The organism is Mucilaginibacter xinganensis, from assembly GCF_002257585.1.
Taxonomy (GTDB): Bacteria; Bacteroidota; Bacteroidia; order Sphingobacteriales; family Sphingobacteriaceae; genus Mucilaginibacter; species Mucilaginibacter xinganensis.
In genome coordinates, this window is the sequence record NZ_CP022743.1 from 252,873 (window position 1) to 277,325 (window position 24,453).

At 43.6% G+C, this 24,453-nt stretch carries 23 protein-coding genes; 14 read left to right on the forward strand and 9 right to left on the reverse strand.

Annotated features, from left to right (window positions below; translation table 11 throughout):
• Positions 1-22: 22 nt before the first annotated feature.
• Positions 23-961 carry a collagen-like protein gene (locus MuYL_RS01145; protein ID WP_157740530.1) on the reverse strand — a complete coding sequence of 313 codons (939 nt, stop codon included), beginning with the start codon at positions 959-961 and terminating at the stop codon, positions 23-25.
• A gap of 515 nt (positions 962-1,476) precedes the next feature.
• Between MuYL_RS01145 and MuYL_RS01150 the strand changes: the two genes are divergently transcribed.
• From MuYL_RS01150 to hemH, 4 genes are all read left to right on the forward strand, one after another.
• A complete protein-coding gene (locus MuYL_RS01150) occupies positions 1,477-2,565 on the forward strand; it encodes a glycosyltransferase (RefSeq protein WP_094568782.1) in 1,089 nt (362 codons plus the stop codon).
• A 65-nt stretch (positions 2,566-2,630) separates the two neighbouring features.
• Entirely contained in the window at positions 2,631-4,211 is a 1,581-nt protein-coding gene (locus MuYL_RS01155) for a phage tail sheath family protein (protein WP_094572806.1), read from the forward strand.
• Positions 4,212-4,298: 87 nt separating this feature from the next.
• A complete protein-coding gene (locus MuYL_RS01160; RefSeq protein ID WP_094568783.1) occupies positions 4,299-5,150 on the forward strand; it encodes a 4-hydroxy-3-methylbut-2-enyl diphosphate reductase in 852 nt (283 codons plus the stop codon).
• A gap of 140 nt (positions 5,151-5,290) precedes the next feature.
• The gene (gene hemH / locus MuYL_RS01165; protein WP_094568784.1) at positions 5,291-6,313 is read left to right on the forward strand and encodes a ferrochelatase; all 1,023 of its coding nucleotides are present in this window, start codon (positions 5,291-5,293) and stop codon (positions 6,311-6,313) included.
• Between the two features lie 73 nt (positions 6,314-6,386).
• Here hemH and MuYL_RS01170 read toward each other — a convergent pair whose 3' ends face one another.
• Together MuYL_RS01170 and MuYL_RS01175 are read right to left on the reverse strand one after the other, a co-directional pair.
• A complete protein-coding gene (locus tag MuYL_RS01170) occupies positions 6,387-7,349 on the reverse strand; it encodes an AAA family ATPase (RefSeq protein ID WP_094568785.1) in 963 nt (320 codons plus the stop codon).
• 8 nt (positions 7,350-7,357) lie between these two features.
• A complete protein-coding gene (locus MuYL_RS01175; RefSeq protein ID WP_094568786.1) occupies positions 7,358-8,746 on the reverse strand; it encodes a peptidylprolyl isomerase in 1,389 nt (462 codons plus the stop codon).
• Positions 8,747-9,050: 304 nt separating this feature from the next.
• Here MuYL_RS01175 and MuYL_RS01180 point away from each other — a divergent pair, with 304 nt between their 5' ends.
• Entirely contained in the window at positions 9,051-9,611 is a 561-nt protein-coding gene (locus MuYL_RS01180) for a hypothetical protein (RefSeq protein WP_094568787.1), read from the forward strand.
• Between the two features lie 4 nt (positions 9,612-9,615).
• The gene (locus MuYL_RS01185) at positions 9,616-10,194 is read left to right on the forward strand and encodes a non-canonical purine NTP diphosphatase (protein WP_094568788.1); all 579 of its coding nucleotides are present in this window, start codon (positions 9,616-9,618) and stop codon (positions 10,192-10,194) included.
• Between the two features lie 282 nt (positions 10,195-10,476).
• On the opposite strand, the gene MuYL_RS01190 is transcribed toward MuYL_RS01185, so the two are convergent.
• A complete protein-coding gene (locus MuYL_RS01190) occupies positions 10,477-13,023 on the reverse strand; it encodes an OstA-like protein (protein WP_094568789.1) in 2,547 nt (848 codons plus the stop codon).
• A gap of 101 nt (positions 13,024-13,124) precedes the next feature.
• Here MuYL_RS01190 and tilS point away from each other — a divergent pair, with 101 nt between their 5' ends.
• Both tilS and MuYL_RS01200 read left to right on the forward strand, forming a co-directional pair.
• Positions 13,125-14,465 carry a tRNA lysidine(34) synthetase TilS gene (gene tilS / locus MuYL_RS01195; protein ID WP_094568790.1) on the forward strand — a complete coding sequence of 447 codons (1,341 nt, stop codon included), beginning with the start codon at positions 13,125-13,127 and terminating at the stop codon, positions 14,463-14,465.
• 81 nt (positions 14,466-14,546) lie between these two features.
• Positions 14,547-15,029 carry a hypothetical protein gene (locus MuYL_RS01200; protein WP_094568791.1) on the forward strand — a complete coding sequence of 161 codons (483 nt, stop codon included), beginning with the start codon at positions 14,547-14,549 and terminating at the stop codon, positions 15,027-15,029.
• A gap of 110 nt (positions 15,030-15,139) precedes the next feature.
• Here MuYL_RS01200 and MuYL_RS01205 read toward each other — a convergent pair whose 3' ends face one another.
• Complete coding sequence (locus MuYL_RS01205) at positions 15,140-15,709, reverse strand: porin family protein (RefSeq protein WP_094572807.1); 570 nt, start codon at positions 15,707-15,709, stop codon at positions 15,140-15,142.
• A 184-nt stretch (positions 15,710-15,893) separates the two neighbouring features.
• Here MuYL_RS01205 and MuYL_RS01210 point away from each other — a divergent pair, with 184 nt between their 5' ends.
• Together MuYL_RS01210 and MuYL_RS01215 are read left to right on the forward strand one after the other, a co-directional pair.
• Positions 15,894-16,109 carry a hypothetical protein gene (locus tag MuYL_RS01210; protein WP_094568792.1) on the forward strand — a complete coding sequence of 72 codons (216 nt, stop codon included), beginning with the start codon at positions 15,894-15,896 and terminating at the stop codon, positions 16,107-16,109.
• 65 nt (positions 16,110-16,174) lie between these two features.
• Entirely contained in the window at positions 16,175-17,926 is a 1,752-nt protein-coding gene (locus MuYL_RS01215) for a S41 family peptidase (protein WP_094568793.1), read from the forward strand.
• Between the two features lie 18 nt (positions 17,927-17,944).
• Here the strand turns inward: MuYL_RS01215 and MuYL_RS01220 are convergent, their stop codons facing one another.
• Both MuYL_RS01220 and greA read right to left on the reverse strand, forming a co-directional pair.
• Positions 17,945-18,346 carry an HIT family protein gene (locus tag MuYL_RS01220; protein WP_094568794.1) on the reverse strand — a complete coding sequence of 134 codons (402 nt, stop codon included), beginning with the start codon at positions 18,344-18,346 and terminating at the stop codon, positions 17,945-17,947.
• A gap of 175 nt (positions 18,347-18,521) precedes the next feature.
• The gene (gene greA, locus MuYL_RS01225) at positions 18,522-18,995 is read right to left on the reverse strand and encodes a transcription elongation factor GreA (protein WP_094568795.1); all 474 of its coding nucleotides are present in this window, start codon (positions 18,993-18,995) and stop codon (positions 18,522-18,524) included.
• 318 nt (positions 18,996-19,313) lie between these two features.
• On the opposite strand from greA, the gene panD reads away from it, so the two are divergent.
• Positions 19,314-19,664 (forward strand): aspartate 1-decarboxylase, encoded by a 351-nt coding sequence (gene panD / locus MuYL_RS01230; RefSeq protein WP_094568796.1) that lies wholly within the window; start codon positions 19,314-19,316, stop codon positions 19,662-19,664.
• A 27-nt stretch (positions 19,665-19,691) separates the two neighbouring features.
• Here the strand turns inward: panD and MuYL_RS01235 are convergent, their stop codons facing one another.
• A complete protein-coding gene (locus MuYL_RS01235; RefSeq protein WP_094568797.1) occupies positions 19,692-20,219 on the reverse strand; it encodes a hypothetical protein in 528 nt (175 codons plus the stop codon).
• 265 nt (positions 20,220-20,484) lie between these two features.
• On the opposite strand from MuYL_RS01235, the gene MuYL_RS01240 reads away from it, so the two are divergent.
• Complete coding sequence (locus MuYL_RS01240) at positions 20,485-21,333, forward strand: GH25 family lysozyme (RefSeq protein ID WP_094568798.1); 849 nt, start codon at positions 20,485-20,487, stop codon at positions 21,331-21,333.
• 667 nt (positions 21,334-22,000) lie between these two features.
• Here MuYL_RS01240 and arr read toward each other — a convergent pair.
• Complete coding sequence (gene arr, locus MuYL_RS01245; protein ID WP_094568799.1) at positions 22,001-22,408, reverse strand: NAD(+)--rifampin ADP-ribosyltransferase; 408 nt, start codon at positions 22,406-22,408, stop codon at positions 22,001-22,003.
• Positions 22,409-22,797: 389 nt separating this feature from the next.
• Between arr and MuYL_RS01250 the strand changes: the two genes are divergently transcribed.
• On the forward strand, positions 22,798-23,367 hold the full coding sequence (locus tag MuYL_RS01250) for a Crp/Fnr family transcriptional regulator (protein ID WP_094568800.1): 570 nt from the start codon (positions 22,798-22,800) through the stop codon (positions 23,365-23,367).
• Between the two features lie 260 nt (positions 23,368-23,627).
• The gene (locus MuYL_RS01255) at positions 23,628-24,347 is read left to right on the forward strand and encodes a sterol desaturase family protein (RefSeq protein ID WP_094568801.1); all 720 of its coding nucleotides are present in this window, start codon (positions 23,628-23,630) and stop codon (positions 24,345-24,347) included.
• Positions 24,348-24,453: the final 106 nt, after the last annotated feature.

A 24,453-nucleotide genomic window follows, 5' to 3' on the forward strand; every position in this document is an offset into this window, starting at 1 on the left:
TTAACAAACAACTAATTACATATTAGTCCTTTATATGCAGTGCCTGCTGTACTTCTTTATAGTTTTTCAGGTTTACAACACTTAAAGTATGAACGCCGCCCGGAATTATCACATACCTGAACTGGTGCGCGTTTGATATGCTGCCATAAGCATTTGTGCTGCTGGTTAAGCTTATTCTTACGTTCCCTAAGGTGCAAAGCGCTGACCATGTGTCAAGGTTAGGCGTAGTGCCACTCATATAGTTAATTGCAATGGGTAATTGACTCACCTGGTCGGTAGGCCATATAACAGGGTTATACCCGTTAAGCTTGCCATATACCAAAACCGTACCCTTGTCCAAAATATCCTGTGTTATTTTTAAGGCCGCAATGTCAGTTGTGAAGTTAATTGTGCCAAAAATAGTTGTCTTTGCATAAGTAGCCGGGGTGTACCAATCAGAGTATATCACGTTAGCTGTTCCCGGGTCGCCTTTGGCTCCTTTAAGATTAATAGGTACGGGCCAGGCACCACTTGCTTTGGGTCCGTAAAATAAATAATTGGCCGTGTTTAAATAATAATCGCCGTCTGCACCTAATGATGATGCAGGTACCGCAGTGCCGCTATAGATTTGGGAGCCAGGGGTTCCTGCTGCTCCGGTGGCGCCAGTAGCACCCGTTGCGCCGGTGGCACCTTTGAGGTTGGTGGCTGTTCCCCATCCTCCGCTGGTTTTAGGCCCATAAAAATCACTGTTTGAAGTGTTAAGATAGAAATCGCCGGTGGCACCCAGCGTGGCTGCGGGCGCCCCAGTGCCAGAGTAAATTTTTGTACCGTCAGCGCCTGTGGCACCCACAGCACCGGTTGCACCTACGGGGCCTGCAGCACCAGCCGGACCTACCGGACCTACTGCGCCATCTTTGCCGCACGATGTGAAAATTATGACAGCAGCCATAAAAGTAAAGAGTGAAATGTTAAAATTTTTCATATTTTTTAATTTGTGTGTTTTGAAAATCATGCGATCCGGGCATTTGTGAGACATTTATATAATGCCGGACAACAAGTCAAATAAAGACGATATTCAGTTGGTTTACAAGCGTATAACTACGCTATCAATATGTGGATGATACGTCTTTGCAATTGCACACTTTCAACATGAATTGTCATTTTTAATTGATTTTTGTTGATAAGAAGATGCCCTGTTCTTGATTGAAATACCGGAAGTGAAAAAATTCACTCATATATATTTAACTTGCACCAAATGTTAGCGCCTAAAAACAGTACAATTTATTGGCGCGTGCATCAACATGTTAAATTTTTAGATCGCACAAAACCCGGGGTATTTATTTAACACCATTGAAGGCGAACAAAAACATCCCGGAATTAGCAGATCAATTTAGCTTTAGGGACGGCCTGATCATATTCAGGCTGCGATAGTTTGCTTAAGGCAAAAAATGTACTGGTTACTGAAAAGAAACTTTAAAACAAAAAGAATTAATAAAAGTGATCCTAATTATATCCGTTACTTTATTATTTATTGTACTGCGTTTTACGGTGACGCTTTTTAATTTTATTTCAAACCCTAAATTAACCCGGGTAAACAGGCGCTATACCGACCTGGTTTCTATCCTGATTCCGACGCGGAACGAAGCCCATAATATTTTAACCCTGCTGCAGTCAATCAGCGTACAGGATTACAAAAATTACGAGGTGATTATTTATGATGACGGATCATCTGACGACACTTTTGAAATCTGTTCTGCTTATGCTGCCGGCAAATCAAATTTCAGCGTAATAAAAGGAGATCATTTGCCTTTAGGGTGGCTTGGTAAAAACTATGCCTGTTACCAGCTTGCAAAAAAGGCAAAGGGGAAATTTTTTTTGTTTTTAGATGCCGACGTTGTCATAAGCAATCATTTGATCAACAGCAGCATACATCGCATGTATATTAACGGGTTAGGTTTACTAAGCTTATTCCCCAACCAGCTGATGCAAACCGCCGGGGAAAAAGCGACCGTGCCCCTGCTGCATTTTTTATTACTTAACTTATTGCCAATACGCCTGGTCTTCTTAACAAAGAACCCGTCCGCGGCTACAGCATGCGGTCAGTTTATGCTCTTTGACGCCGCCGCTTACAGCAACAGGCAATGGCACGAACTTGCTAAAGATAAAGTAGTTGAAGACGCCGAAATTATGCGGCTGGTTAAGACGGCCGGCTACCGTGGCGAAGTTTTATTGGCAAACGGCATGATCCGCTGCCGTATGTACCGAAGTTACAGTGAGGCGATAAACGGGTTCAGTAAAAATGCGCTTGCTGCCTTCAGCTATAGCGTCCCCGGCTTATTAATTTATATTTCAGTGCTTATTGGCGGACCCATGATTGTGCTAATGACGCTAAACTTTAACCTGATACTGTTTATGGCTGGACTCATCTTACTCTCCCGTATTATGATTTCGTTTATGGCCGGGCAAAATGCGTTGTTAAATATTATTTTACACCCTGTGCAAATAATAAATATGGCTGTTATCGCATTTTTATCTATCCAAAAGCAATTAACCGGAAAAAATGAGTGGAAAGGAAGAAAAGTATGAAGTTTTATTTATAAGTTTTAAAAGGGAAAAGGTATTTTTGTATGATTAACCCTAACCTTTCACCCATGTTTATATCAAATCGAAAAACGCCCGGGGTATATGTAAACAACGTAAGTGCTTTCCAAAACACGGTTGTTCCGGTTGCTACTGCTGTTCCCGCTTTCGTAGGATATACGCCCCAAGCATCATACCAGGGAAATTCATATTTAAATATCCCTCAAAAAATAACATCTTTTGCCGATTTCCAATCCATATATTGCCTGCCCCAGGACCCTGCTGCCGCCTCGCCGGTGAAGCAATATAACCCCCAGTATTATCTTGTGCAGCAAAAGAGCAAGCCTGCCGGTAATGATTATATGGTAATTGATAATTGCTATTATTCCTTTTTACCCGATCCCAACACCATTTATTACCTGTATAACAGCATCCGGCTTTTTTACCGGAATGGTGGCGGCGACGCCTATATCGTGTCGGTCGGAGCATACGCTGCCCCTTCCGGAAATCCCGCGCGACCGGATGAGCAGATCGTAAATCCGAACGTTCAGCTAAATGATTTGCTAAACGGTATCAGCCTGTTAAAAGCCGAGCAGGAGCCTACCATGTATATCTGCCCCGATGCAACATTGCTGCCTGTTGCTGACAATGGCCTACTGATGCAGGCAATGCTTTTACAATGTTCAGAAATGCAAACGGCAATCAGCATTTTTGATATAATAGGCGGAAAAAGCCCTGATCCGGTACTGTTCAATAATGATATTGACACTTTCAGAACCAATACCGGCACAACCGGGCTGGATTACGGCACAGCATATTATCCTTTTGTTGGCACTACTATTATGCAAGACGGAGAGATCAACTATACCAACCTTTTCGGCGGCGATATAAAACAGCTGGCCCTGCTCTTAAATCCTGCTGACAATCCTAACCCCGCTGCAGCGTCGGTCATAAACAGCATATCAACAGCAGAAGCCCCCGCTTTAACTGCACAACAGTATAGCAGTGCCCTTAGTACCGCCAGCAGTGTTTATGCGCTTATCATCAACAATATTTTAAACCTGGCAAATATATTACCACCGTCGGGTGCTATTGCCGGGATAATTACAACCGTTGATGCTATGGGTGGTGTTTGGCAGGCACCGGCAAATACATCAGTAACCGGCGCCGTATCATTGCCTTTAACCCTGTCAGACAGCCAGCAAGCCGGTTTAAATATGGATGCAGTTTCAGGCAAATCAATTAATGCCATCAGGTGTTTCAGTGGGATCGGCATCCTGGTTTGGGGTGCCAGAACGCTTGACGGAAACAGCGATGACTGGAAGTACCTGCCGGTAAGAAGAACAGTAACAATGATTGAACAGTCATGCAAAGCTGCTATGCGGGCTTATGTTTTTCAACCCAACACTCAAAATACCTGGGTGGCCCTAACGGCTGCGATTGGCAACTTTCTAACTATGATATGGAAAGAGGGAGGCTTGATGGGTGCTACCGCTTCAAATGCATTTTCTGTGAATTGCGGATTAGGCACCACCATGACAGCGGATGATTTACTCGACAGTTTTATGAACGTTGTAATAAAGATAGCCATTGTAAGGCCCGGCGAGTTTATTGTTTTAACGTTACAACAGCAAATGGCCACGGCGGGTTAGGAAATATCATATAACTATGAACGTTGGTGCACCCAGCATCTGTAAATTAATGAACCAATGAACATTTTTCATTAATTTTGCAGTATCATGGGAGATTACCAGTTAAAAGTTACTATTGACCAGGATTCGGGATTTTGCTTTGGTGTTGTTTACGCCATTGATATGGCCGAAGAGATCTTAGCCGAAGACGGGTACCTTTACTGCCTTGGGGATATTGTGCATAATGACGAAGAGGTTGAACGGCTAAAAGCCAAAGGTCTCCGGATTATTGAACATGCCGACCTGGCCAGCCTTAGTAACGAAAAGGTGCTGATCCGCGCACACGGCGAAGCGCCCGATACCTACCGTACAGCTTTAGAAAATAAAATTACGCTTATTGATGCATCGTGCCCGGTGGTGCTTAAATTACAAAACCGCATCAAAACATCATTTGACGCCAACGAGAAGATCCTGATATTTGGAAAACATGGGCATGCTGAAGTTGTGGGCCTTCAGGGGCAAACCAACAATGAAGCCTTGGTTTTTCAGGACATTGCCGAACTGGATAACGTGGAATTACCTGAAAACATTACCCTTTACAGCCAAACTACCAAAAGCATGGAGAAGTTTTATAACATCAAAGATCAGCTATTGGAACGCGGCTATAACCTTAAGGCTAATGATACCATTTGCCGGCAGGTATCAAACCGGGATAAGGATTTGCCCAAATTTGCGACAAGGTTTGATAAGGTGGTATTTGTTTCAGGGCAAAAATCGTCAAACGGGAAGGTCTTATTCGAGGTGTGCCGCAAGCATAACCCCAATACCTATTTCATTTCATCCGTAAGCGAACTGCAAAATTGCGAGTTTTCTATTGGTGACACGGTAGGCATTGCCGGCGCAACCTCAACCCCAATGTGGCTGATGCAGGATGTGAAGGCTGCTTTAGAAAAACTATAACCCGGCAGCTTACCTTGCTTTTTATATGCGCTGTCTATTGATAAATACATGCAATTGTCAATTCTTACACCTTTAAAGTCTATTTTCAACTAAGCTCAAATCTCTGGGCTGTAATTATTAAATTTACGTCACAAAATAATATGAGTAAAAAGGGAGTTCTGCTTGTTAACCTTGGTACGCCTGATAGTCCTTCAACAGGGGATGTTCGTAAATACCTCGATGAGTTTTTAATGGATGCAAGGGTAATTGATATCAATCCCATAGCCCGTGCGCTTTTAGTTAAAGGGATAATTGTTCCGTTCAGAGGGCCTAAATCCGCAAAATTATACCGGCATATCTGGGACAAAGAAACCGGCTCGCCCCTGCTTCACTATAGCAAACTACAGCACCAGGCGCTTCAGCAGCGGCTGGGCGGCGAATACCAGGTTGAATTAGCCATGCGCTACCAAAGCCCCTCAATTGCCTCGGCTTTAGACAGGCTAAAAGCATCACTGGTTGAAAGCATCCAGGTAATCGCGTTGTTCCCTCAATATGCATCAGCCAGCACCGGCTCGGTTTATGACAAAGTGATGGAACTGGTTAAAGACTGGCAAACTATCCCGTCTATCTCATTTGTAAACTCGTTTCATGACAACGAGTTGATGATAGAAACCTTTGCTGCCAACGGTAAAAAGTACAATCCGGAAACTTACGATCACATCCTGTTTAGCTTTCACGGCCTGCCGCAAAGACAGTTGATTAAGTGCGACCATACCGGCAATTATTGCCTAAAATCTGAAGGGTGCTGCAACACTTTGAACGATACCAACAAGCTTTGCTACTCGGCACAGTCACATGACACCGCGCGGCTGATAGCTGAGAAATTAAACCTTCCCAAAGAAAAATATACTATTTGTTTTCAATCGCGCCTGGGTAACGATCCCTGGGTACAGCCCTACACCAGCAAAGTTATTGAGCAGCTGGCCAAAGAAGGAAAAAAACGACTGCTGGTATTTTGCCCTGCCTTTGTTGCCGATTGCCTTGAAACCGTTTATGAAGTTACCGAAGAATACGGCGAAGAGTTTAAAGCGCTGGGCGGAGAACACATCCAGCTGGTAGAAAGCCTGAACGATTCGCCAACCTGGATTGATGCCCTGGAAGAAATGGTTGTCGGCAAGAAATAAGAGGAATGAAGTTTACTGTCGGGTCTTGAGTCAGCATTGCTGATTTAAGACCTCTTACATCCGGAAATAATCCTTAAAAAAGCTGTTCAATGATATCGTCGGCAGATAAACCTTCTGCTTCGGCGTGGTAACTGCGTACAATGCGGTGCCTTAATATAGGTTTTGCTATTGCCTGCACGTCTTCAATATCCGGCGAATACTTGCCATTGATCACCGCGTGGCACTTGGCGCCCAAAATTAAAAATTGTGATGCCCTTGGGCCAGCGCCCCAGTTTAAAAGACGCTTAACCGATGCACTGGCAAACTCGCCATGCGGGCGCGTTTTGGCTACCAGTTTAACCGCATACTCCAATACATTATCGGCAACGGGAATATTCCTCACCAGCTGCTGGAAATAAACGATCTGCTCCGCATTTAAAAGCTTATTCACTTCAACTTTGTTGGTGCTGGTGGTATTTTTAACTACCTGCAGCTCCTCGCTAAAACTTGGATAGTTTAGCGCCACGTTGAACATGAACCTGTCCAGCTGCGCTTCGGGCAGCGGATAAGTGCCTTCCTGCTCAATGGGGTTTTGCGTAGCCAATACAAAAAAAGGTTGCGAAAGACGATGGGTAACCCCCGCCGCGGTAACTGCCTTTTCCTGCATAGCCTCTAAAAGAGCCGCCTGCGTTTTGGGGGGGGTACGGTTAATTTCATCCGCAAGAATGATGTTTGCAAAAACCGGGCCCGGGATAAATTTAAAATTCCGGTCCTCACCGAGGATCTCTGAACCAATGATGTCTGAAGGCATCAGGTCGGGGGTAAACTGGATGCGCTTAAAATCAAGATCAAGCACCTGTGCAACTGTTTGAACCAGCAGTGTTTTTGCCAGGCCGGGTACGCCAACCAGCAAACAGTGCCCATTACTAAAAATAGAAATGAGCACAAACTTTAATACCTCCTGCTGACCGATGATTACTTTACCTATTTCAGCACTTATTTGCTGGTAAGCCTGCCTTAAAGCGTCAGCAGCCTCCACTTCCGAGCGGTGTTGCATATTTTATTTTAAGGTTTAACTTCAGCAGTTGCCGGTACAGATGACGGTGTACTCCAATCTTTTATAGTTGGGCAGCCCTGGTATTGTGAATCTATGCGGATATACGTTTCTTTTCTTTTTTTCTCAAACCACTCACTTACTGTGCGGTTGATCTTTGAATTGTTGGCATATTCTTTCAATTTAGGATAATCCTGATCAAGATTGGCCTTATGCGCGTTACTGGTTGATTTCAGGTAAAGGATCTTGTAGCCACTTTTGCCGTCGGCGCCGGTAAATAAAAACGGTTTTGAAATACCGCCGACCTTCATGGTATCAATAACAAGAGCAACCTGCGGATCCAGCTTATCTGTTGGGATGTAAGTGGAACGAGCCTCCACATTATCTGCATTTAACATCATTCCGCCATTAAACTTAGTGTCTTTATTATCCGAATAAAACGCAGCGGCAGATGAGAAATCGGTTGCCTTGCTTTTTATCAGCAAATTATAAACGGTATCGGCCTTTCCCTTTATTCGGTTTAAGCTTTCCTGGGTAACAGCTGGCACTATCACTATATGGCGTACGTGCACCTGCTCGCCCCGGCGTTCAATCACCTGTAAAAAGTGAAAACCAAAATCCGACTCGAATACAGGAGAAATATCTCCGGCTTTAAGCTTAAAAGCCATAGCCGTAAATTCTTTAACAAATGCGGTACGGTCATTAAAACCAAGGTCGCCGCCATTAGGGGCCGAAACGGGGTCCTGCGAGTAAAGGCGGGCCAGCGCTCCAAAATCTTCACCTGCTAAAATCCTTTTCCTTAGCTCCTCTGCCTTTGTTTTATACGCATCTTTTTCGGCCGCATTCAATTTTGGGTTAAATACAATTTCGCCCACTTCAACTTCCTTGTTAAAGGTAGGCAAGCTGTCTTTAGGGATTCCGTCGTAAAACTTTTTAACATCCTGCGGGGTAGTATTTATGTTCGAGGTGATTTTTTGCTGCATTCTCTGCGCAATTAATCCTTCTTTAATATCCGGACGAATCTCGTCTTTGTATTGAATAACCGACCGGCCTAAAAACTGTTCCAGCCTGTCCTGTCCGCCTGCACGTTGTATCATTCCGCGCATCCTGCGATCAACATCAGCGTCCACTTCGTCGTCTTTAACTTCAACGCTATCAATAACCGCCTGTGCAGCCAATAATTTCTGTGTTAACAGCTGCTGTAAAATCTGGCATTTAAAGGCCGGATTCGGTTGCATACCCTGGGCAATATAGGTTGCATATTTTAATTCTATATCCGACTGAAGGATAATGCTGCTTCCCACCACACCGGCAATTTTGTCGAGCGTGTGTTTTTGCTGCGCCTTTGCTGCCTGTATAAATAAAATAATACTAAAAATGGCTATCCCAAACTTTCTCATGTACCTTATATATGCTAATTAAACACCCCAAATTTTGTTGGGGTTAAAAACCTTCGAATTTCGGTAAAATTTATGAATTACCACGTTATAAATAACGGCAATTAATTGAAACCGAATATAATTGTGCGAATATGCCCATAATGCCTCAAACTGTTTAGTTACTTTTGGTTAAAATTTGTTAAATACAATCAGGCTTTGGCATCTTTGTACTTTCTGAGTACGCTGTATCGCTATTTTTACAGTAATGACAATCAGGAATTAACCGGCTAAAAACAGGATTTAAATATCTCCGATAAATTGAACAATGAACATAGAAAACCCTACCGCTTTCAGTTTTATTATGCAGGACGACATTTACCTGCTGAATAAAGATAAGGAAGCATATTCTGCGCCCGCTGGTTCAAACCCGGCGAATGCCGTTGCTGAACCGGAGCCCGAATATAAGCGCACGGTTTCGGTGCCGCCCGTGGCTGAACCCGAACCGGCAACTTTCCATTTCCTGGGCGGGCACAAAAAGAATTTCCTGGTTATTGTTCATTATCCGGAGCATGACTACATGCACGAGAAACACCTTGCCGCGCTGGAAAGTACGCTTACCCGGTTGGGATTTAGCCGCGATGACGTAGCCATTTTTAACAGGGCGAAATATTTAGATGCTGAATTTGCTGCATTGGCGGGCTTTTTCAAACCCCAAAAGCTCCTTTTACTTGGCAAAAGCAGCCGGCCTGCCGGGCTCGAAGCTTTTGAACTAAATAAGCTATTGCAATTAAATGGCTATCCGGTGTTGTTAACCTTCAGTTTTGACGAAATGATGGACAGCGTTGAAAGTAAAAAAGCATTTTGGGAACAAATGAAACAATTATAACACCATGCACCAGTTAGTTTTTGCAACCCATAACGCCCATAAGCTGCACGAGGTTTCAGCTAAAATTGATGGGCAGATAAAATTATTGAGCCTGGATGATATCGGTTGTTTGGATGATATTGCTGAAACCGGCACTACCTTCCACCAAAATGCCTCCATAAAAAGCAATTATATTCATACAGAATTTAAGCTGGATTGCTTTGCCGATGACAGTGGACTTGAAATTGATGCGCTGGATGGCGAACCCGGCGTTTACTCAGCCCGGTATGCCGGCGAACACGGCAACCACCAGGCCAATATCAACAAAGTTCTTACCAGGCTAAGCGGACAAAATAACCGCAGCGCACGGTTCCGCACCGTTATTTCTTTGATCTGGAATGGTGCTGAACACTTTTTTGAAGGCACCGCAGAGGGCACTATCCGACAAGAACGCGCAGGGACCGATGGCTTCGGTTACGACCCTATATTTGAGCCCCTCGGCTACAACGTCACTTTTGCCGAAATGAGCCTGGAAGAGAAGAATCGCATAAGCCATCGCGCTAAAGCAATGGAAAAGCTAATTGCGTTTTTGAATGGGAAATAACTGTTTTGACCCTGCTGCGCGGCTTTATTCCGCTGAATGGTAGCCAGTGTAAAACCAAAAGCTGCTTTTTAACGTAAAAACTGGAAAATACTTTTCTTGAAAACCGTTATAAAACTAAATCATATCCATTTTTGTCCATCGTGCGGTGAAGACTTTACATGCAAAAGACACAGGGGCTGGCTTATTAAAACCTTTTTGTTTTTCCTGGAGATCAGGAAATATTATTGCACTTTTTGCCGCAAAACCTATATCGTTCACAAGCGGGCCGTATAGCACTTAAACTCAATTGCTCCCCGGCTTCTTAACTGCGGGTGGCTTTATTATAGCACTATCTTTTACCGGCTGCTTAACAGGTGCGGCTTTCAATAAACTATCTTTTACGGCTTTTAGCGCAGGTGATTTTGACAGCGCTTTGTTCAGGCTATCGCCAACCGCTTTTATGCCCGGTAATTTCTGAGGTAATTTATTCAGGCTATCCCTTGCTGCTTTTACGCCGGGCAGATTTTGCAACTTATTATTAACACTATCCTTCACGGCTTTTACACCCGGCGGGCTTTTATCCGGCACTTTACCTTTTTTCGCGTTATCCCGGGCTTGCTTTGCTGCCGCTTTCCGGTTATATGACGGGATGATAGACTCTTTTGATACCGGCCTTTCCTTCGGTTTCCAGATAAAGCCTTTTAAAATTTTATCATCATCAACCACTTTGGCTATAGGCGTGTATTTGTGCTCGGGCTTTAAATAAAACCCGATGTTGGTTGCCTGGTTCTTTTCAAAATTAACCCGGATACCTGTACTTAAAGAACGCTCCATGCCGCTTACCTCTGTTTTTCCGCTATCCCTGTTAAAGTAAATACTTTCCGCATTGCCATCAATAAAAATTTGGTGCAACTTATCGTCTTTAAAATAACCGCGCATTTTTTTTCCGGCTATTTGGTTAAAGTGTACGGAATCGCCCTTTTCAATATTTACAATAAAGGCATGCGGAAACATCACCATGTTGTCCATTTTTTTATGCTTCATCTGCAAATAAATGGTATCGCCGGAGAGTTGAGAGCCTTCCGTCCAGATCAGCGGGTTTACAAAGCAGCGGATGGTTGAATCGCTGTTGCTGTAAAACATAGAGTCGGACTTGGCCTGCATGTCCGATTTAAAGAGTTTAAAATTATGATGTGCCAGTACAATGCGGATGCGTGCGGTATCGCTCGGCTCAAGCTTACGGGCCGTAGTAATAGAATCGTCCAGGCGTTTTTTTCGCAGGCTGTCAGCCATCAGCTGTTTTTTAGTTAAAACAACAGGTGGCTTTTTGGGAGCCTGCTTCGGTTTCCCAAAAAACTCAGGATGGCGAAATGTGGTATCAAGCGGCACACCGGCCAGTTTCCCCGTTAAAAATTTCGACTCCGGGATCTTCGACTTTGGCTTTGAAGTGGTGTCCCTTATATGTGCAAGGCGTTGCTTTTCCTGGTATATCTTCAGGTCCTTATAAGTAAGGATCTGCGTTTCAATAGTATCTGCCGACATGTAAACCGAATCGCGCTTAATATGGCTGGTATCCTTTGGCGCTTTAATCTCCGGTTGAAGATGAGGTTGCCCTGCACGAAGGGGGATGATATCTTCCTTATTAATGTTTTTTGCCTTGAAGACCATCGGGATCACTTTCGACTGCAAAGTTTTCATGTTAATATTTTTCAGATCAACAGGTGCTTTCTTTATCGCAGCATCAATTTGCTTATGCAGCTTGCCGGTATCCAGGGGCAGCTTTTTCAATATCGAGTCTGCCTTTAATTTATTATTCCTTACCAAATCAGGGTTAAATTGCCGGGTATTGATAACGGTATCTGCCTTACCCGGCAGGGTTTGTTTAATCAGCTTAGCCATATTAATGGCACTTTTACTTTTTTCCGGATTTATTTTGAATGAAGTATCCACCTTTCGGATCGAATCGGCTTTGGCTGCCGAATCAGTTTTTGCAGTGTCTTTTTTCTCCGTTACAATAATTATATAAGGGTCTTCGGTCATTACCGTTCGCTCTTCGGCTTTAAAGTATATACCTAAATTCCCCTTTATGGTAGTTTTTTGTTCCTTGTCTGTAAAAGTAACATGCTTAACGGCGCGGCCGTAGCCTTTTATTTTATCGTAAAACAAACTGTCTCCCTTTAACGATTTTGTTCCGGAAGTATATAAATTGTTTTTTCCGAAAGCGGCCTGCTCCACAACGGTGTTATAGGTGCCGTTTTCGGTATAAAGCGTGTCCTTATCTTTTTTGCCTTTCTCGGCCTTGGTGCCGTAAATGTGGGTGGGCCCATAAAAGTATGCTATCTTGCTGTTGGTATTATACCGCATGGTATCGGTCTTTATTAAAGCATCCGGCGAGGTGAGCGATACATTGTATCTGAAATATGAATCGTGCGAAAAGGCAAAGTAATACCCATTTTTACTGAGCAGCGTATTATCCTTATTCACTAGTTTACCACCGTTAACATAAGTGCCAATCCGCGTAGCGGTGTTATAAGTAAGGTAATTGGTAGTAAGGGTAGCATCTTTATCTACCATTTTTACATTGTCAGTAAGCAGGGCAATTTTTGTGTTACCGTTATAATTTAGCTTGTCTGAATATATGTTAAGCGTATCGCCCTGGTTAATAACCACGTGTCCAAAGGCATCAAAGGCATTATCCTGCGGGTAAAAGTAGGCGCTGTCTGAACTTAAGGTCGAAAAATCCTGCCTGAAGGTTCCCTGGTAAACCTTCACCAGGTCCTTTCCATTAAGTTTTATTCCGTAGCTTTCCTTTGATTTGATCAGGTTAACTACTGATTTTTTTTGGCACATAGCGTTCACGGCTGCACACAATAAAAAAAAGAATAAAACATATTTCCTCACGTCGGCAAAATTAGTTTTTTGTTGGGGTTTTAAATTAATAATTTTGATGGATGCTGCCCGTTAAAAAATTCACTGATTTTATTGAGCAAAACAACCTTTTTACGCAGGGCAGTAAAATACTTGCTGCAGTAAGCGGTGGTATGGATTCTGTCATCATGGTTCATTTGCTTAAATCAGCAGGCTTTAACTTTGGCATAGCACATTGTAATTTTCAGTTGCGCGATGACGAATCAACAGGCGACGAGCAATTTTGTTATCAGCTGGCGCAACAACTTGATGTACCGTTTCACAACATCAGCTTTGACACCTTAGCATACGCCGCCGACGAAAAGGTATCAACCCAAATGGCGGCCCGCACCCTGCGTTATCAATGGTTTGAACAGGTAAGGCAACAAGCTGATTATTCGATTATTGCGCTTGCGCACCATCAAAACGATGCAATTGAAACAATATTGTTAAACCTTACACGCGGTACCGGTATTGCGGGCCTGCACGGCATTTTGCCAAAAAATGGTCTGCTGGTGCGCCCATTGCTTTTTTTAACCCGTGATGAAATCCTCACCCTTGTTAACCGGCTGCAATTACCTTACCGGGAAGACAGCAGCAATGCTTCGGTTAAATATGCGCGCAATAAAATCCGCCTGGAGGTTATCCCTGCGTTGAAACAGCTTAACCCCGGCCTGGAAAAAACTTTTGACAACAACCTTAAACATTTCAGAGAGCTGGAGTTACTATTAAATGAGCGGGTCGACAAATTGAAACAGCAGCTGTTCGTAGCCCATGCAAACGAGATCAGGGTACCACTGGAGGACTTAAGGGTCCTGAAGCCGCAGCACCTGCTGCTTTTTAACCTTTTGCAGGATTTCGGCGTTAACGATACGCTTATTGATGATCTGATTTCGTCATTAAACAAACATTCGGGCAGGGTTTTCGAAACAACAGGGTTTAAGCTGATATTAGACCGTACCCATCTGATCATCACTCCTAAAAAAAACGAAAAACAACCCGAAACATTGATTGCGCTGCATGACAGGCATGTTGATTACGGCCACTATAAATTGGCCATTTTGCATGATGAAAGTCCGCTTATTGTAAAAAACAACCCCATGGCGGTGTCAACGGATGCCGATCTGTTGATATATCCTTTAACTTTGCGGCCGTGGAAAACGGGCGACCATTTCACCCCCCTGGGAATGAAAGGCCGGAAAAAAGTAAGTGACTTTTTTATTGATCAGAAAGTGCCGCTGCACCTTAAAGACGAGATCCCGTTAATTGTAAATGGCAACGGCGACATTGTTTGGGTAGGTGGTTACCGGCTTAACGATCAGTACAAAGTTACCGCAAACACTAAAAAAGTAACTATATTCGAATTGGCTAACTTGAATATTTGATGATATGAAAATGAAAACCATTAATAAGCGTTAAAAACCAGCTCATCTTCAAATCAACACACTATCAATCATCAGCGTAAAATGACAGAGAAACCGGCTTTTATTGAAAAACAATACCTCGGCAGGGAATTTATTCCAATTACTATTCGCTTGGTGTTAGCTATGTTTTGTTTTGCCGCTTATTTTTTTACAGATGAGCGCGAGCGCAACGGCGGCTTGCTGGTTATTGTTGGTTTCGCTATTATTATCATATCTATCATAATGGGGTTTTTACTTCATTTCAGAACCCGGATAGAGAACAAAAGCATTTTACTTAATGGCCTGTGGACAACCCGGCTTGTAAAAATAGATCTGAACAGCATTGTGAAGGCCGAAAAAGGCGAGTACAGCAGGTATCTTTTTAATAACCCGGTTTATAACCTTCATACCAGGGGCACTATCCGATTTTACACTGCCGGCAGGGATGCCATCCACCTTACCGACAGGGACGGATTGGTGTATATCATTGGCTCGCAGCATGCCAATGAATTTTTAAGGGCGATAAAAGAAGAAATGAAGAAGTAGCCGCGGCTAGGTAAATACATTAACAAAAAACGTCCCGGTTGTTACAGCCGGGACGTTTTCTATATCATGGGGTTGCTACCTTCAACAGCTGCAACCCCGATTCAATCTGATTACAGGATCTTAAATCCAATACTTAATGCAAAAAGGTTTTGACGCTGGCCAAAGTCAGAGTTTATTTTGGTTAAGCCGCCCTCATAGCGCAAGTCGGCAGTAATGGCACCAATATCAACACCAGCGCCGGCTTGGAAGCCAAGCGTGCTGCTTTTGTAGTGTCCAAAATCGGCATAGGCATCCTGTAGGCTTTGCGAAAGGTTTTTACTTAATATTGATGTATAAACCGGACCCGCCATTACCCTGAAATTTAAGTTTTTTGCACCAAACGAGTGACCGATTAACACCGGTACATTCAGATTGGTAAAATGCGCATTCCCGCTCACCGAGTTATCGTTCGAATGGAAATCGCCTCCGGTTCCGCTCAAATACAGCTCGGGCTGTAAGTAAAGCGCGCTGCCAAAGCGGGTAAAAATACCGGCCTGGTATCCGGTGCGGGTTGATGAGCTTAAGTTATCGGTGTTGATCTTCGAAAAGTTTACACCGCCTTTTATTCCCAATGAGAATTGTGCCTGCGCGCTGATGCATGCTGCTATCAGTATTGCTGCACTCAATAAAACCTTTTTCATAAATTTTAATTTAAGTTTACGTTTGAAACCGCTGCAGGTAGAGCAAGCGGCTCCGTTGTTTTTCATAATTAAACTACCAAACGGTTATTTTATCAATTAATTACAATGCCTTAACAATTGCCTTGCCAAAAAATTACTGCGGGGCACGTTCTATTTTTATATTTTTGTTGAAAATAAATTAATCATGGCTGAGATCAGTATTACCAATAAAGAATGGGAACGCGTTAAAATCAAGATCCAACGTAAATATAACCACCTCACCAACGAGCAGTTACAATATGCCGAAGGCCAGGAAGAAAGCCTTATTACCCGGCTAATGGATCTGGTTAACCGCGACAGGGCTTATGTACTATTTACCTTAAAAAAGGCGTTAGTAAATATTGACAATAACCGTTTGTAAAACAGCCGGATATAAAAACTGTTGTACTTTTTTGGTAGCTTTATATTTTAATAATAAGTTTAAGGATGAATAAGGGTAAAGTGATTGTGAGCAGGTATAAAAGGCAGCTGTTTTTTGCCGGTACAGTGATGCTGGCTTTGTGCACATGGAGTTTTAAGGACGATCTTTTCCAGCTGTCAAAAAACCTGGACGTGTTTGCATCCGTGTACAAAGAGGTTAATATTAACTACGTTGATGATATTAATTCGGCTAAAATGATCAAGACTGGCGTGGATGCCATGCTTGACGGCCTCGACCCTTATACTGAATTTGTGCCCGAATCAGAAATTGAAGATTATAAACTGCATTACGTTAGTACACAATACGGCGGTATAGGTGCGGGTATCTTTTCGCGCAACGGTAAAGTATTTGTATCTGACGTGTTTTTTGGCTTCCCTGCTCAAAAAGCCGATATCCGCCCCGGCGACCAGCTGGTAAAAATAAATGACATTGTGCTGGACGGTAAAAACAACGACCAGGTAAGCCTGCTGCTTAAAGGCGCAAAAGGCGCTAACATTAAGTTGCTTGTTAAACGGGACAGCGACCCGGCCCCGGTTGAGAAAAACCTGGTGCGCGACGAAATTAAACAGCCCAACGTATCCTATTCCGGCATGGTTGACGGCAATATGGGTTACATTAAGCTGGATAAATTTCTTGAAAACTCTGCCGATGAGGTAACCAACGCCCTTACTGCTATTAAAAAGAACAATCCCAGCGGCATCATCCTTGATCTGCGCTCAAACGGCGGCGGCATTTTACAGGAAGCGGTAAAAATTGTTAACCTTTTTGTACCAAAAGATGTTGAGGTTGTATCGCAAAAAGGAAAAATTAAAGAGAAAAACTTCACCTACAATACGGCAAGCGCCCCGCTGGAGCCAAACCTACCGCTGGTAGTGCTGGTAAACAGCCGCTCCGCTTCGGCATCAGAAATTGTTGCCGGATCGCTGCAGGACCTCGACCGTGCAATTATTATAGGTCAGCGCAGCTATGGCAAAGGCCTGGTTCAGCAAACTTTTAACCTGCCCTACAACAGCCTGGTAAAAATCACCATCGCCAAGTATTACGTACCATCAGGCCGCTGCATCCAGGAGATTGATTACACCCACCGCAAGGATGACGGCAGTGTGGTTAAAGTTGCGGATTCACTTATCCACGAGTTTAAAACCAAAAACGGCCGCTCTGTTTATGACGGCAGTGGTATTTACCCTGATATTTTTGTTAAACAGGAGCGGTTTGCCAATGTTACACAGGCATTGGTAGGCAAATTGTTTGTATTTGATTTTGCCAACCGTTACCGTGCTACCCACACCAGCATTGACGCCAGCAAAAAATTTAGCCTGAGCGATGCAGACTATGCAGACTTTGTTAAGTTTTTAGACGGCAAGAATTACAGTTACAACACCGCCTCAGAAAAAGTACTGGCTACCTTGAAAACGGAAACCACCAAAGAAAAACAGTTTGGTGAAATTCAAGCCGAATACGATGCCTTAAAAGCTAAAATGTCCACCAGCAAAAAGAACGACCTTCAGCTGCATAAAGACGAAATAAAGCAGGTGCTGGAGAATGAAATAGCCTCACGCTACTATTACGAAAAAGGGCGCTACGAAGCTAATTTTAAGTACGACAAGGAACTTGCCCAAGCTGTGAAGGTGATGCAGGATAAAGAGATGATGGCATCCATACTAAAAGGTGAAGGCAATTATAAAGTAATTGGCAAACCCGTATTGGCAATGGCCGCTAAAAAAGCAGCCGATGCCGATACTACTGATGAGCAGTAGGTTTGTTCTTTAACCGGATTATTCCTCAATCTTCAGCGCTTCCCTTATTTTCTCCATTGTTGCCTCCAGCTGCTCAGGGGTAAAAGTTAATTTAGGCCTCGAGAAGTTCAGATCACTTACGTGGTTCATGGGGATAAGGTGGATATGCGCGTGAGGCACTTCGAGCCCGATAACGGCTACGCCAACCTTGATACAGGGAATGGCTTTTTTAATTCCCCCTGCAATAATTTTAGCAAATATTTGTAGCCCGGTGTACAGCTCATCGTCCAGGTCGAAAATATAATCAATTTCTTTTTTGGGGATCACCAGCACATGCCCTTCAGCAAGCGGATTGATATCAAGGAAAGCCAAGAAATCAATAGTTTCAGCTACTACATAAGCAGGTATTTCACCTGATACTATTTTTGAGAAGATGGTCATTTTTTTGTTAATTAAGTTGATTGGGTTTGACTGAGTTGATTAAGTTTGCCGGAGTGTTTTGAAGTGTATAAAGTTAATTAAAAATTTCACTGCCTTATTGTAGCCTCTCCCGGTCTTTACCGACTTTCGGACTAAAAAAACCGCTCACTTAATCAACCCAATCTAACTTAATCAACTATCTTGAGATCTCCATTATTTCAAATTCCATTTTACCGGCGGGTACGGTTATTTCAATAGTTTCGCCTACTTTTTTACCTAATAAGCCTTTTGCTATTGGCGATGCTACCGATATTTTGCCCGATTTAAGGTCGGCTTCATTTTCTGAAACCAGCTGGTAGCTCATTACGCCGCCATTTTTAACGTTCCTGATTTTTACGATGGATAGCGCCAATACTTTTGAGGTGTCCAGTTTTGATTCATCCAGCAGGCGCGCGTTGGCCAGCATTTCGCCCATTTTTGCAATTTTTGCTTCATGAAGTCCCTGTGCTTCTTTCGCAGCATCGTATTCTGCGTTTTCCGAAAGGTCGCCTTTGTCGCGAGCCTCGGCTATTGCTTTACTGATATTGGTCCGGCCAGTAGTTTTTAGTTCGTGTAACTCTTTCTTTAAATTTTCTAATCCTTCTTTGGTATAATATGCTACCTCTGCCATAACGCACAAATTAAATTTTGTTAATAATAAGTTCCATTGGTTGCCAAAAAAAACCGCCCTTCCGTTTAAGAAGGACGCGATGACATTCTTTAAAAAACAAACAAGACTATATCGGCAGCGCCTACATAGTCTTGCTTTTGTCTAAAACGAAGATAAGTGATTTAAGTTTTAATATCCAAATATTTTTTGGTGTGCCGCAGATACCAGCGATTAGCGGCAAGTGGTTAGTTGATCAGTTTCAAAAAGGTTGCACATTACTGACTAATCTCTGGTCGCTAACCACTAATCACTATCAGCAATTATTTCTACCTTTGCCCCATGATAATTGAAGTATTAAAATCCAAGCTTCACCGGGTAAGGGTAACACAGGCCGAATTGAACTATGTAGGCAGTATTACCATTGATGAAGATTTGATGGATGCGGCTAATATTATAGCTAATGAAAAGGTGCAGATTGTAAATAATAATAACGGCGCCCGTTTTGAAACCTATGTAATAAGAGGCGAACGCGGCACGGGTACCATCTGCCTTAATGGCGCAACCGCCAGGCTTGCCCAAGTGGGAGATATAGTGATCATTATGTCGTACGGGTACATGGAGAGTGAAGAGGCGCGTAAATATGAGCCCATACTGGTTTTCCCGGATAACGATAATAAGTTAATAAAATAAATTATTGCCCATAACTCCCTTAGCGGATCAATTTGCCGGGTAAGCACCAAGGCCCAGTACTACGTGCAGGCTCACGTCGTTGCTAATACGATTGCGCAGCTTGTAAACCATTTTTATTCTTATCTGCGGCTCACGTGCCCGCTGGTCTAAAAAAGCAGAATTGTCAATATCCAATACCAGCGTATTGCCCACGCCGGCGGTAATATCAGAGCGCGAGGCTACCAAAACTTCTTCGCTGCCATCGGCTTTGGCCATATAAACTTTTACCATTGCTAAATTACCGATATTAAAATCGGAGGGATCTTTCGATTCCAGCTTTGCCGAGATCATGCGCACCTCGCTTATTTTAGCCCCGTTATTGCCGTCTTTCCTGAAATCCTGGTCAAAACTGGTGGCCATGCTGGTTACCGAAAGCTCGCTGCCGGTTTTTGATGTTTTAGGAATAACAATCGTGGTGGTATAAGGGAAAGTTGATTTTACAATAGACTGCATCATGGCGCAGCTGCTCAGCAACACCGGTAAAATAAACGAAATAAATAAAACTTTCCTTTTCATAATTATATCTCTCCCTGGTTTATTTAGGCAGCGGCGAACCCGCATATAAATTTAACGTAATATTGAGTTAAAATTTGGCATTTTCAACTATTTGGCAATTAAAATTTTGTGGCGCTAATTTGCTTTCATGCTATCCCCGTGGCCTACATCCTTTAGGAATAACCCAAAGGATTATTTTTTTTAAAGATGTTTTTAAAAATTGTTGCGGCAAGTAATTTATTGCTTTATATTTAATCTATATTTCTATTTACCTAAACAGCTTATTATGAACACACTTTCAAACGGATCACGCGGCGGCGAGGTAACCATGCTGCAGCGCGCACTTTCACTTTTGGGCTATAACTGCACTGTTGACGGAAGCTTCGGCCCGGGAACAGAGGCTGCCGTTAAACAATTTCAAACCGACCAGGGGCTCACCGCTGACGGCGTGGCAGGACCTGCAACCTGGGGCGCTTTGGACAACCTGGCCCCGCAGGGCATGGACATTTCCCACCATAACGGCACAATTGGGTGGAGCAGCTTATCGCCCCACATCCAGTTTGTTTACAATAAATACAGCCAGGGCGCTACCTATAAAGACCCAATGTTTAATACCAATATTGCTGCCATTAAACAAAAAGGACTTTTATACGGGGCCTACCATTTTTTAACCTTCCAGGATTCGGCGCAGGTACAGGCAGATAACTTTCTGGCTTGCTGGCCCTCATTTTCGGCCCCCGGCGCACTGCCGCCCGCGCTGGATGTGGAATGGCAGGTGGGCAGCGACGACGCAGAAACCAATTCGCTTAACAACTATATTTTACACAACAAAAATACCTGCGTGCAAATAATAGCCGACTGGCTCAGCATTGTTACCGCACAAACCGGCCGCACCCCTGTAATTTATACCGCTAAAAGTTTTTGGAACGAATACTTTAACGGCATTACCGAGTTTAGCGGCAACCCGCTCTGGATCCCGGCTTACCAGCAGCAGCAACCCGGCCTGCCACAGCCCGGCTGGACCAAATACGCCATTTGGCAATACTCCGAAAACGCATCTATCCCGGGCGCGGAAGGCGGCAGTTTGGACCTGGATATTTTTAATGGAGATTTAAGTGAATTGAAAAACCTTTAACCCGATTTTCCCGGCAAAGCGTTCCATTTTGCACAACGGAACGGGTGGAACAAAGTGAAACACGTTGATTATTAACTACTTAGCTATTTTACAAAATTGAATAGCCTGATAATCAGCGTGTTTCACTATTTGTTTTTTTTAGTAAACCGTGCGAAAACCGGTATTTAGTGCAGATTTATCGCTCCACACGTCCGCAAAGCGTTCCATTTTACACATGGAACACCCGGAACGCTGTGAAACACACTGATTATCAGTGTATTAACTATTTATGCAGGATTAAATTCGCGTAAACAATTGATAATCAACATATTTCACTAATACCAAACCTCTCCATCACGTCATTGCGAGGAACGAAGCAACCTCTACAAAGGACAATCAACCAACCTTTATGCTGATGGTGAACCAACGGCGGCTTGATTAGTAACCATGGGGCTTTTTTCGCCCATGCAAGGATGGCGTAGCGATTGCTTCGAAGCTGTTGCAGGCAACCAGCCTCGCAATGACGATGAAGGGGCGAGAATTGGGTGAGATTACGCCTCCCGTCTCCGCAGGGGCTCTCATAGAGGAGCCTGCGATGGTTTGCGGCGTTACTGGAGTGGAGTATGATCCCGCCCATACCAGGCAAGCGGCGCCGGGTCCCTTTCAGGAGACCCCGCGGGGACAATAACTAATCCTCTATAGCTTCGATACCCTGTTCTTTCAGTTTTGCCAAACCGTTTTTCATAGCATCAACTTGTTCCTGCGGATGTCCCTGCCAAACTGTAATCTCGCCAACCACCTTGAATGGATGTTTGGAACGGTAAGATTTTGTTGGGTTACCAGGAAATTTTTTGTCAGTTAAATTGGGGTCATCTTCAACCGCGCCCGTGGCCTCTACCAAATAGATTCTTTCGGGCCCGTCACCAAGTGCCAGTTCTGCGCCCCAAACCGCCGCGTCCAGTGTTGCGGTGAGGTAAATATATTTGGCATAGTTTTTTTGGCCATAATTGGAGTTCTGGCCGATTTTGATCTGGTCGCCGATTTTAAGATCCGCTTTGGTGCCGTGAAAATAAGTCTGAAAAAATGGACTGTGCATAGCATTTGTACAATTGATTAGCTCAAAAATACCGGGGAAATTCCAAAAAAATATTGATTTTTAAGTATATTTTTTGAAACGCAATACACTTAATGTTAAGCCGTTATCTTTACAACCAAAGGTGATTTGATTACCTGAAGAGCCAATTCTCACGCCGGTTCAAGCGCCCCGATTGAACCCAATCCCCGGTCAGCTTTCCGCTGACGTCAACAAATGATTTTCAGTGGACTTTCCGGGTTAGCACTGCTATACCAGTATTCATGTGCCGAACTCACAAACCCTGCCCTTACCGGAACTTTATATTACGTAGGACGCCCTATTACCTGTTCAATATAACTTGTCTCCTGAGTTATAAAATTTCGCGAAATTGCCGTAATTTAAACGTTGATATGGAAACTGCCAGTCTTTTAAATACCCTTAACAGCATCGCAATATTATCTGAAAATCTCCGGGATGAGATAAGGGCCTGTTTAGTAGAAGAGCATTTCACCCGGAAAAGCCTTTTACTAAAAGAGGGGCAGGTATCGCAACGCATCTATTTCATAAAAAAAGGGTTTATCCGGGCCTATTATCACAAAGGGAACAACGAATTTTCTACCTGGTTTATGGGCGAAGGCGACTTCATCATCTCCGTTTACAGCTTTTTTTCAAGGAAGCCCTCTTTTGAAAATATTGAGGTGCTGGAAGATTGCACCCTGCAGTCCATCAATTGGGACCAGCTGCAATTACTTTATAAACAACATCCGGAATTTAACCTAACAGGCAGGATAATTACCGAACAATATTATATCCGCAGCGAAGAAAGAGCTATCAACCTGCAAACCCATAGTGCGAAACAACGGTATGAAAAACTGCTTGCAGATTATCCGGGCATTCTTCAAAAGGCGTCTTTAGGGCAAATAGCATCTTACTTAAGCATCAAACAGGAGACACTGAGCAGAATAAGAGGACGTAAATAAACTTTTTGACTTTAGTCAAAACTTATTGCCTTGTTCGTCTCCGCAGGGTCTCTCATAGAGGACCCTGCGATGGTTTGCTGCGATACATGAGTGGAGTATGATCCCGCGCATACCTGGCAAGCGGCGCAGGGTCCCTTTCAAGAGACCCTGCGAGGACGAAAGTCCATTTGCGGCTATCTGACTCAAGACTTTTTTGACTTTAGTCAAAACTTATTGCCTTGTTTGGCAGCGAGATTTGATGAAACAAAAAAAGAGAAATCATGCTTATCATTATCTTATCCTCATTTGCGCTTTGCTTCCTTATCGAAAGGCTTACCCCCGGCTGGAAGCTGCCCGAAGTACCCACCTGGACAATCCGTGTGCTTGCCATAAATTTCGTTCAATTACTGGTGGTGGTTGCCGCCGGTTACAGTTGGGAAAAATGGCTGTCGGCATGGTCTGTTTTTAAGCTATCACAGCAGGTGCCCAACTGGCTGGGTGGTGTACTGGCCTACTTTATAGCAACCTTTATTTTTTACTGGTGGCACAGGTGGCGCCATGAAAGCGATTATCTGTGGCGCCATTTTCACCAGATCCACCACAGCGCACAACGCATTGAGGTAATCACCTCATTTTACAAACACCCTTTGGAGATGACCGTCAATTCAATCATTGGTAGTCTGCTGGTTTATACCTTGCTGGGCTTAAATCCGGAAGCCGGCGCAATCTATACCTTGTGTACTGCGCTTGGCGAATTCTTTTATCATACCAATATTAAAACCCCCAAATGGATCGGCTATATTTTTCAAAGGCCCGAAATGCACCGCATCCACCATGAATATGAAAAGCATACCAGCAATTACGGCGACATTGTTTGGTGGGATATGTTATTTGGCACCTACAGCAACCCAAAAGAATTTACCACATCATGCGGTTTTGATATGGATAAAGAACTCCAGCTGCTGGATATGCTGAAGTTTAAGGATGTGCATAAGGAGTAGGTTTTAGTTGGCTGGGTTCCGTCTCCGCAGGGTCTCTCATAGAGGACCCTGCGATGGTTTGCAGCGATATAGGAGTGGAGTGTGATCGCCGGTATACTAAGTAAGC

What these genes read in the sequence shown, in the direction of transcription:
- MuYL_RS01200 (WP_094568791.1), top strand. Translation starts at nt 14,547, where the DNA reads ATGACAGAGAAACCGGCTTTTATTGAAAAACAATACCTCGGCAGGGAA.
- MuYL_RS01255 (WP_094568801.1), top strand. Translation starts at nt 23,628, where the DNA reads ATGCTTATCATTATCTTATCCTCATTTGCGCTTTGCTTCCTTATCGAA.
- MuYL_RS01215 (WP_094568793.1), top strand. Translation starts at nt 16,175, where the DNA reads ATGAATAAGGGTAAAGTGATTGTGAGCAGGTATAAAAGGCAGCTGTTT.
- MuYL_RS01160 (WP_094568783.1), top strand. Translation starts at nt 4,299, where the DNA reads ATGGGAGATTACCAGTTAAAAGTTACTATTGACCAGGATTCGGGATTT.
- arr (WP_094568799.1), bottom strand. Translation starts at nt 22,408, where the DNA reads ATGCACAGTCCATTTTTTCAGACTTATTTTCACGGCACCAAAGCGGAT.
- MuYL_RS01235 (WP_094568797.1), bottom strand. Translation starts at nt 20,219, where the DNA reads ATGAAAAGGAAAGTTTTATTTATTTCGTTTATTTTACCGGTGTTGCTG.
- MuYL_RS01145 (WP_157740530.1), bottom strand. Translation starts at nt 961, where the DNA reads ATGAAAAATTTTAACATTTCACTCTTTACTTTTATGGCTGCTGTCATA.
- MuYL_RS01210 (WP_094568792.1), top strand. Translation starts at nt 15,894, where the DNA reads ATGGCTGAGATCAGTATTACCAATAAAGAATGGGAACGCGTTAAAATC.
- hemH (WP_094568784.1), top strand. Translation starts at nt 5,291, where the DNA reads ATGAGTAAAAAGGGAGTTCTGCTTGTTAACCTTGGTACGCCTGATAGT.
- MuYL_RS01205 (WP_094572807.1), bottom strand. Translation starts at nt 15,709, where the DNA reads ATGAAAAAGGTTTTATTGAGTGCAGCAATACTGATAGCAGCATGCATC.
- MuYL_RS01155 (WP_094572806.1), top strand. Translation starts at nt 2,631, where the DNA reads ATGTTTATATCAAATCGAAAAACGCCCGGGGTATATGTAAACAACGTA.
- MuYL_RS01170 (WP_094568785.1), bottom strand. Translation starts at nt 7,349, where the DNA reads ATGCAACACCGCTCGGAAGTGGAGGCTGCTGACGCTTTAAGGCAGGCT.
- MuYL_RS01180 (WP_094568787.1), top strand. Translation starts at nt 9,051, where the DNA reads ATGAACATAGAAAACCCTACCGCTTTCAGTTTTATTATGCAGGACGAC.
- MuYL_RS01185 (WP_094568788.1), top strand. Translation starts at nt 9,616, where the DNA reads ATGCACCAGTTAGTTTTTGCAACCCATAACGCCCATAAGCTGCACGAG.
- MuYL_RS01240 (WP_094568798.1), top strand. Translation starts at nt 20,485, where the DNA reads ATGAACACACTTTCAAACGGATCACGCGGCGGCGAGGTAACCATGCTG.
- MuYL_RS01175 (WP_094568786.1), bottom strand. Translation starts at nt 8,746, where the DNA reads ATGAGAAAGTTTGGGATAGCCATTTTTAGTATTATTTTATTTATACAG.
- greA (WP_094568795.1), bottom strand. Translation starts at nt 18,995, where the DNA reads ATGGCAGAGGTAGCATATTATACCAAAGAAGGATTAGAAAATTTAAAG.
- MuYL_RS01220 (WP_094568794.1), bottom strand. Translation starts at nt 18,346, where the DNA reads ATGACCATCTTCTCAAAAATAGTATCAGGTGAAATACCTGCTTATGTA.
- tilS (WP_094568790.1), top strand. Translation starts at nt 13,125, where the DNA reads ATGCTGCCCGTTAAAAAATTCACTGATTTTATTGAGCAAAACAACCTT.
- MuYL_RS01250 (WP_094568800.1), top strand. Translation starts at nt 22,798, where the DNA reads ATGGAAACTGCCAGTCTTTTAAATACCCTTAACAGCATCGCAATATTA.
- MuYL_RS01190 (WP_094568789.1), bottom strand. Translation starts at nt 13,023, where the DNA reads ATGTGCCAAAAAAAATCAGTAGTTAACCTGATCAAATCAAAGGAAAGC.
- panD (WP_094568796.1), top strand. Translation starts at nt 19,314, where the DNA reads ATGATAATTGAAGTATTAAAATCCAAGCTTCACCGGGTAAGGGTAACA.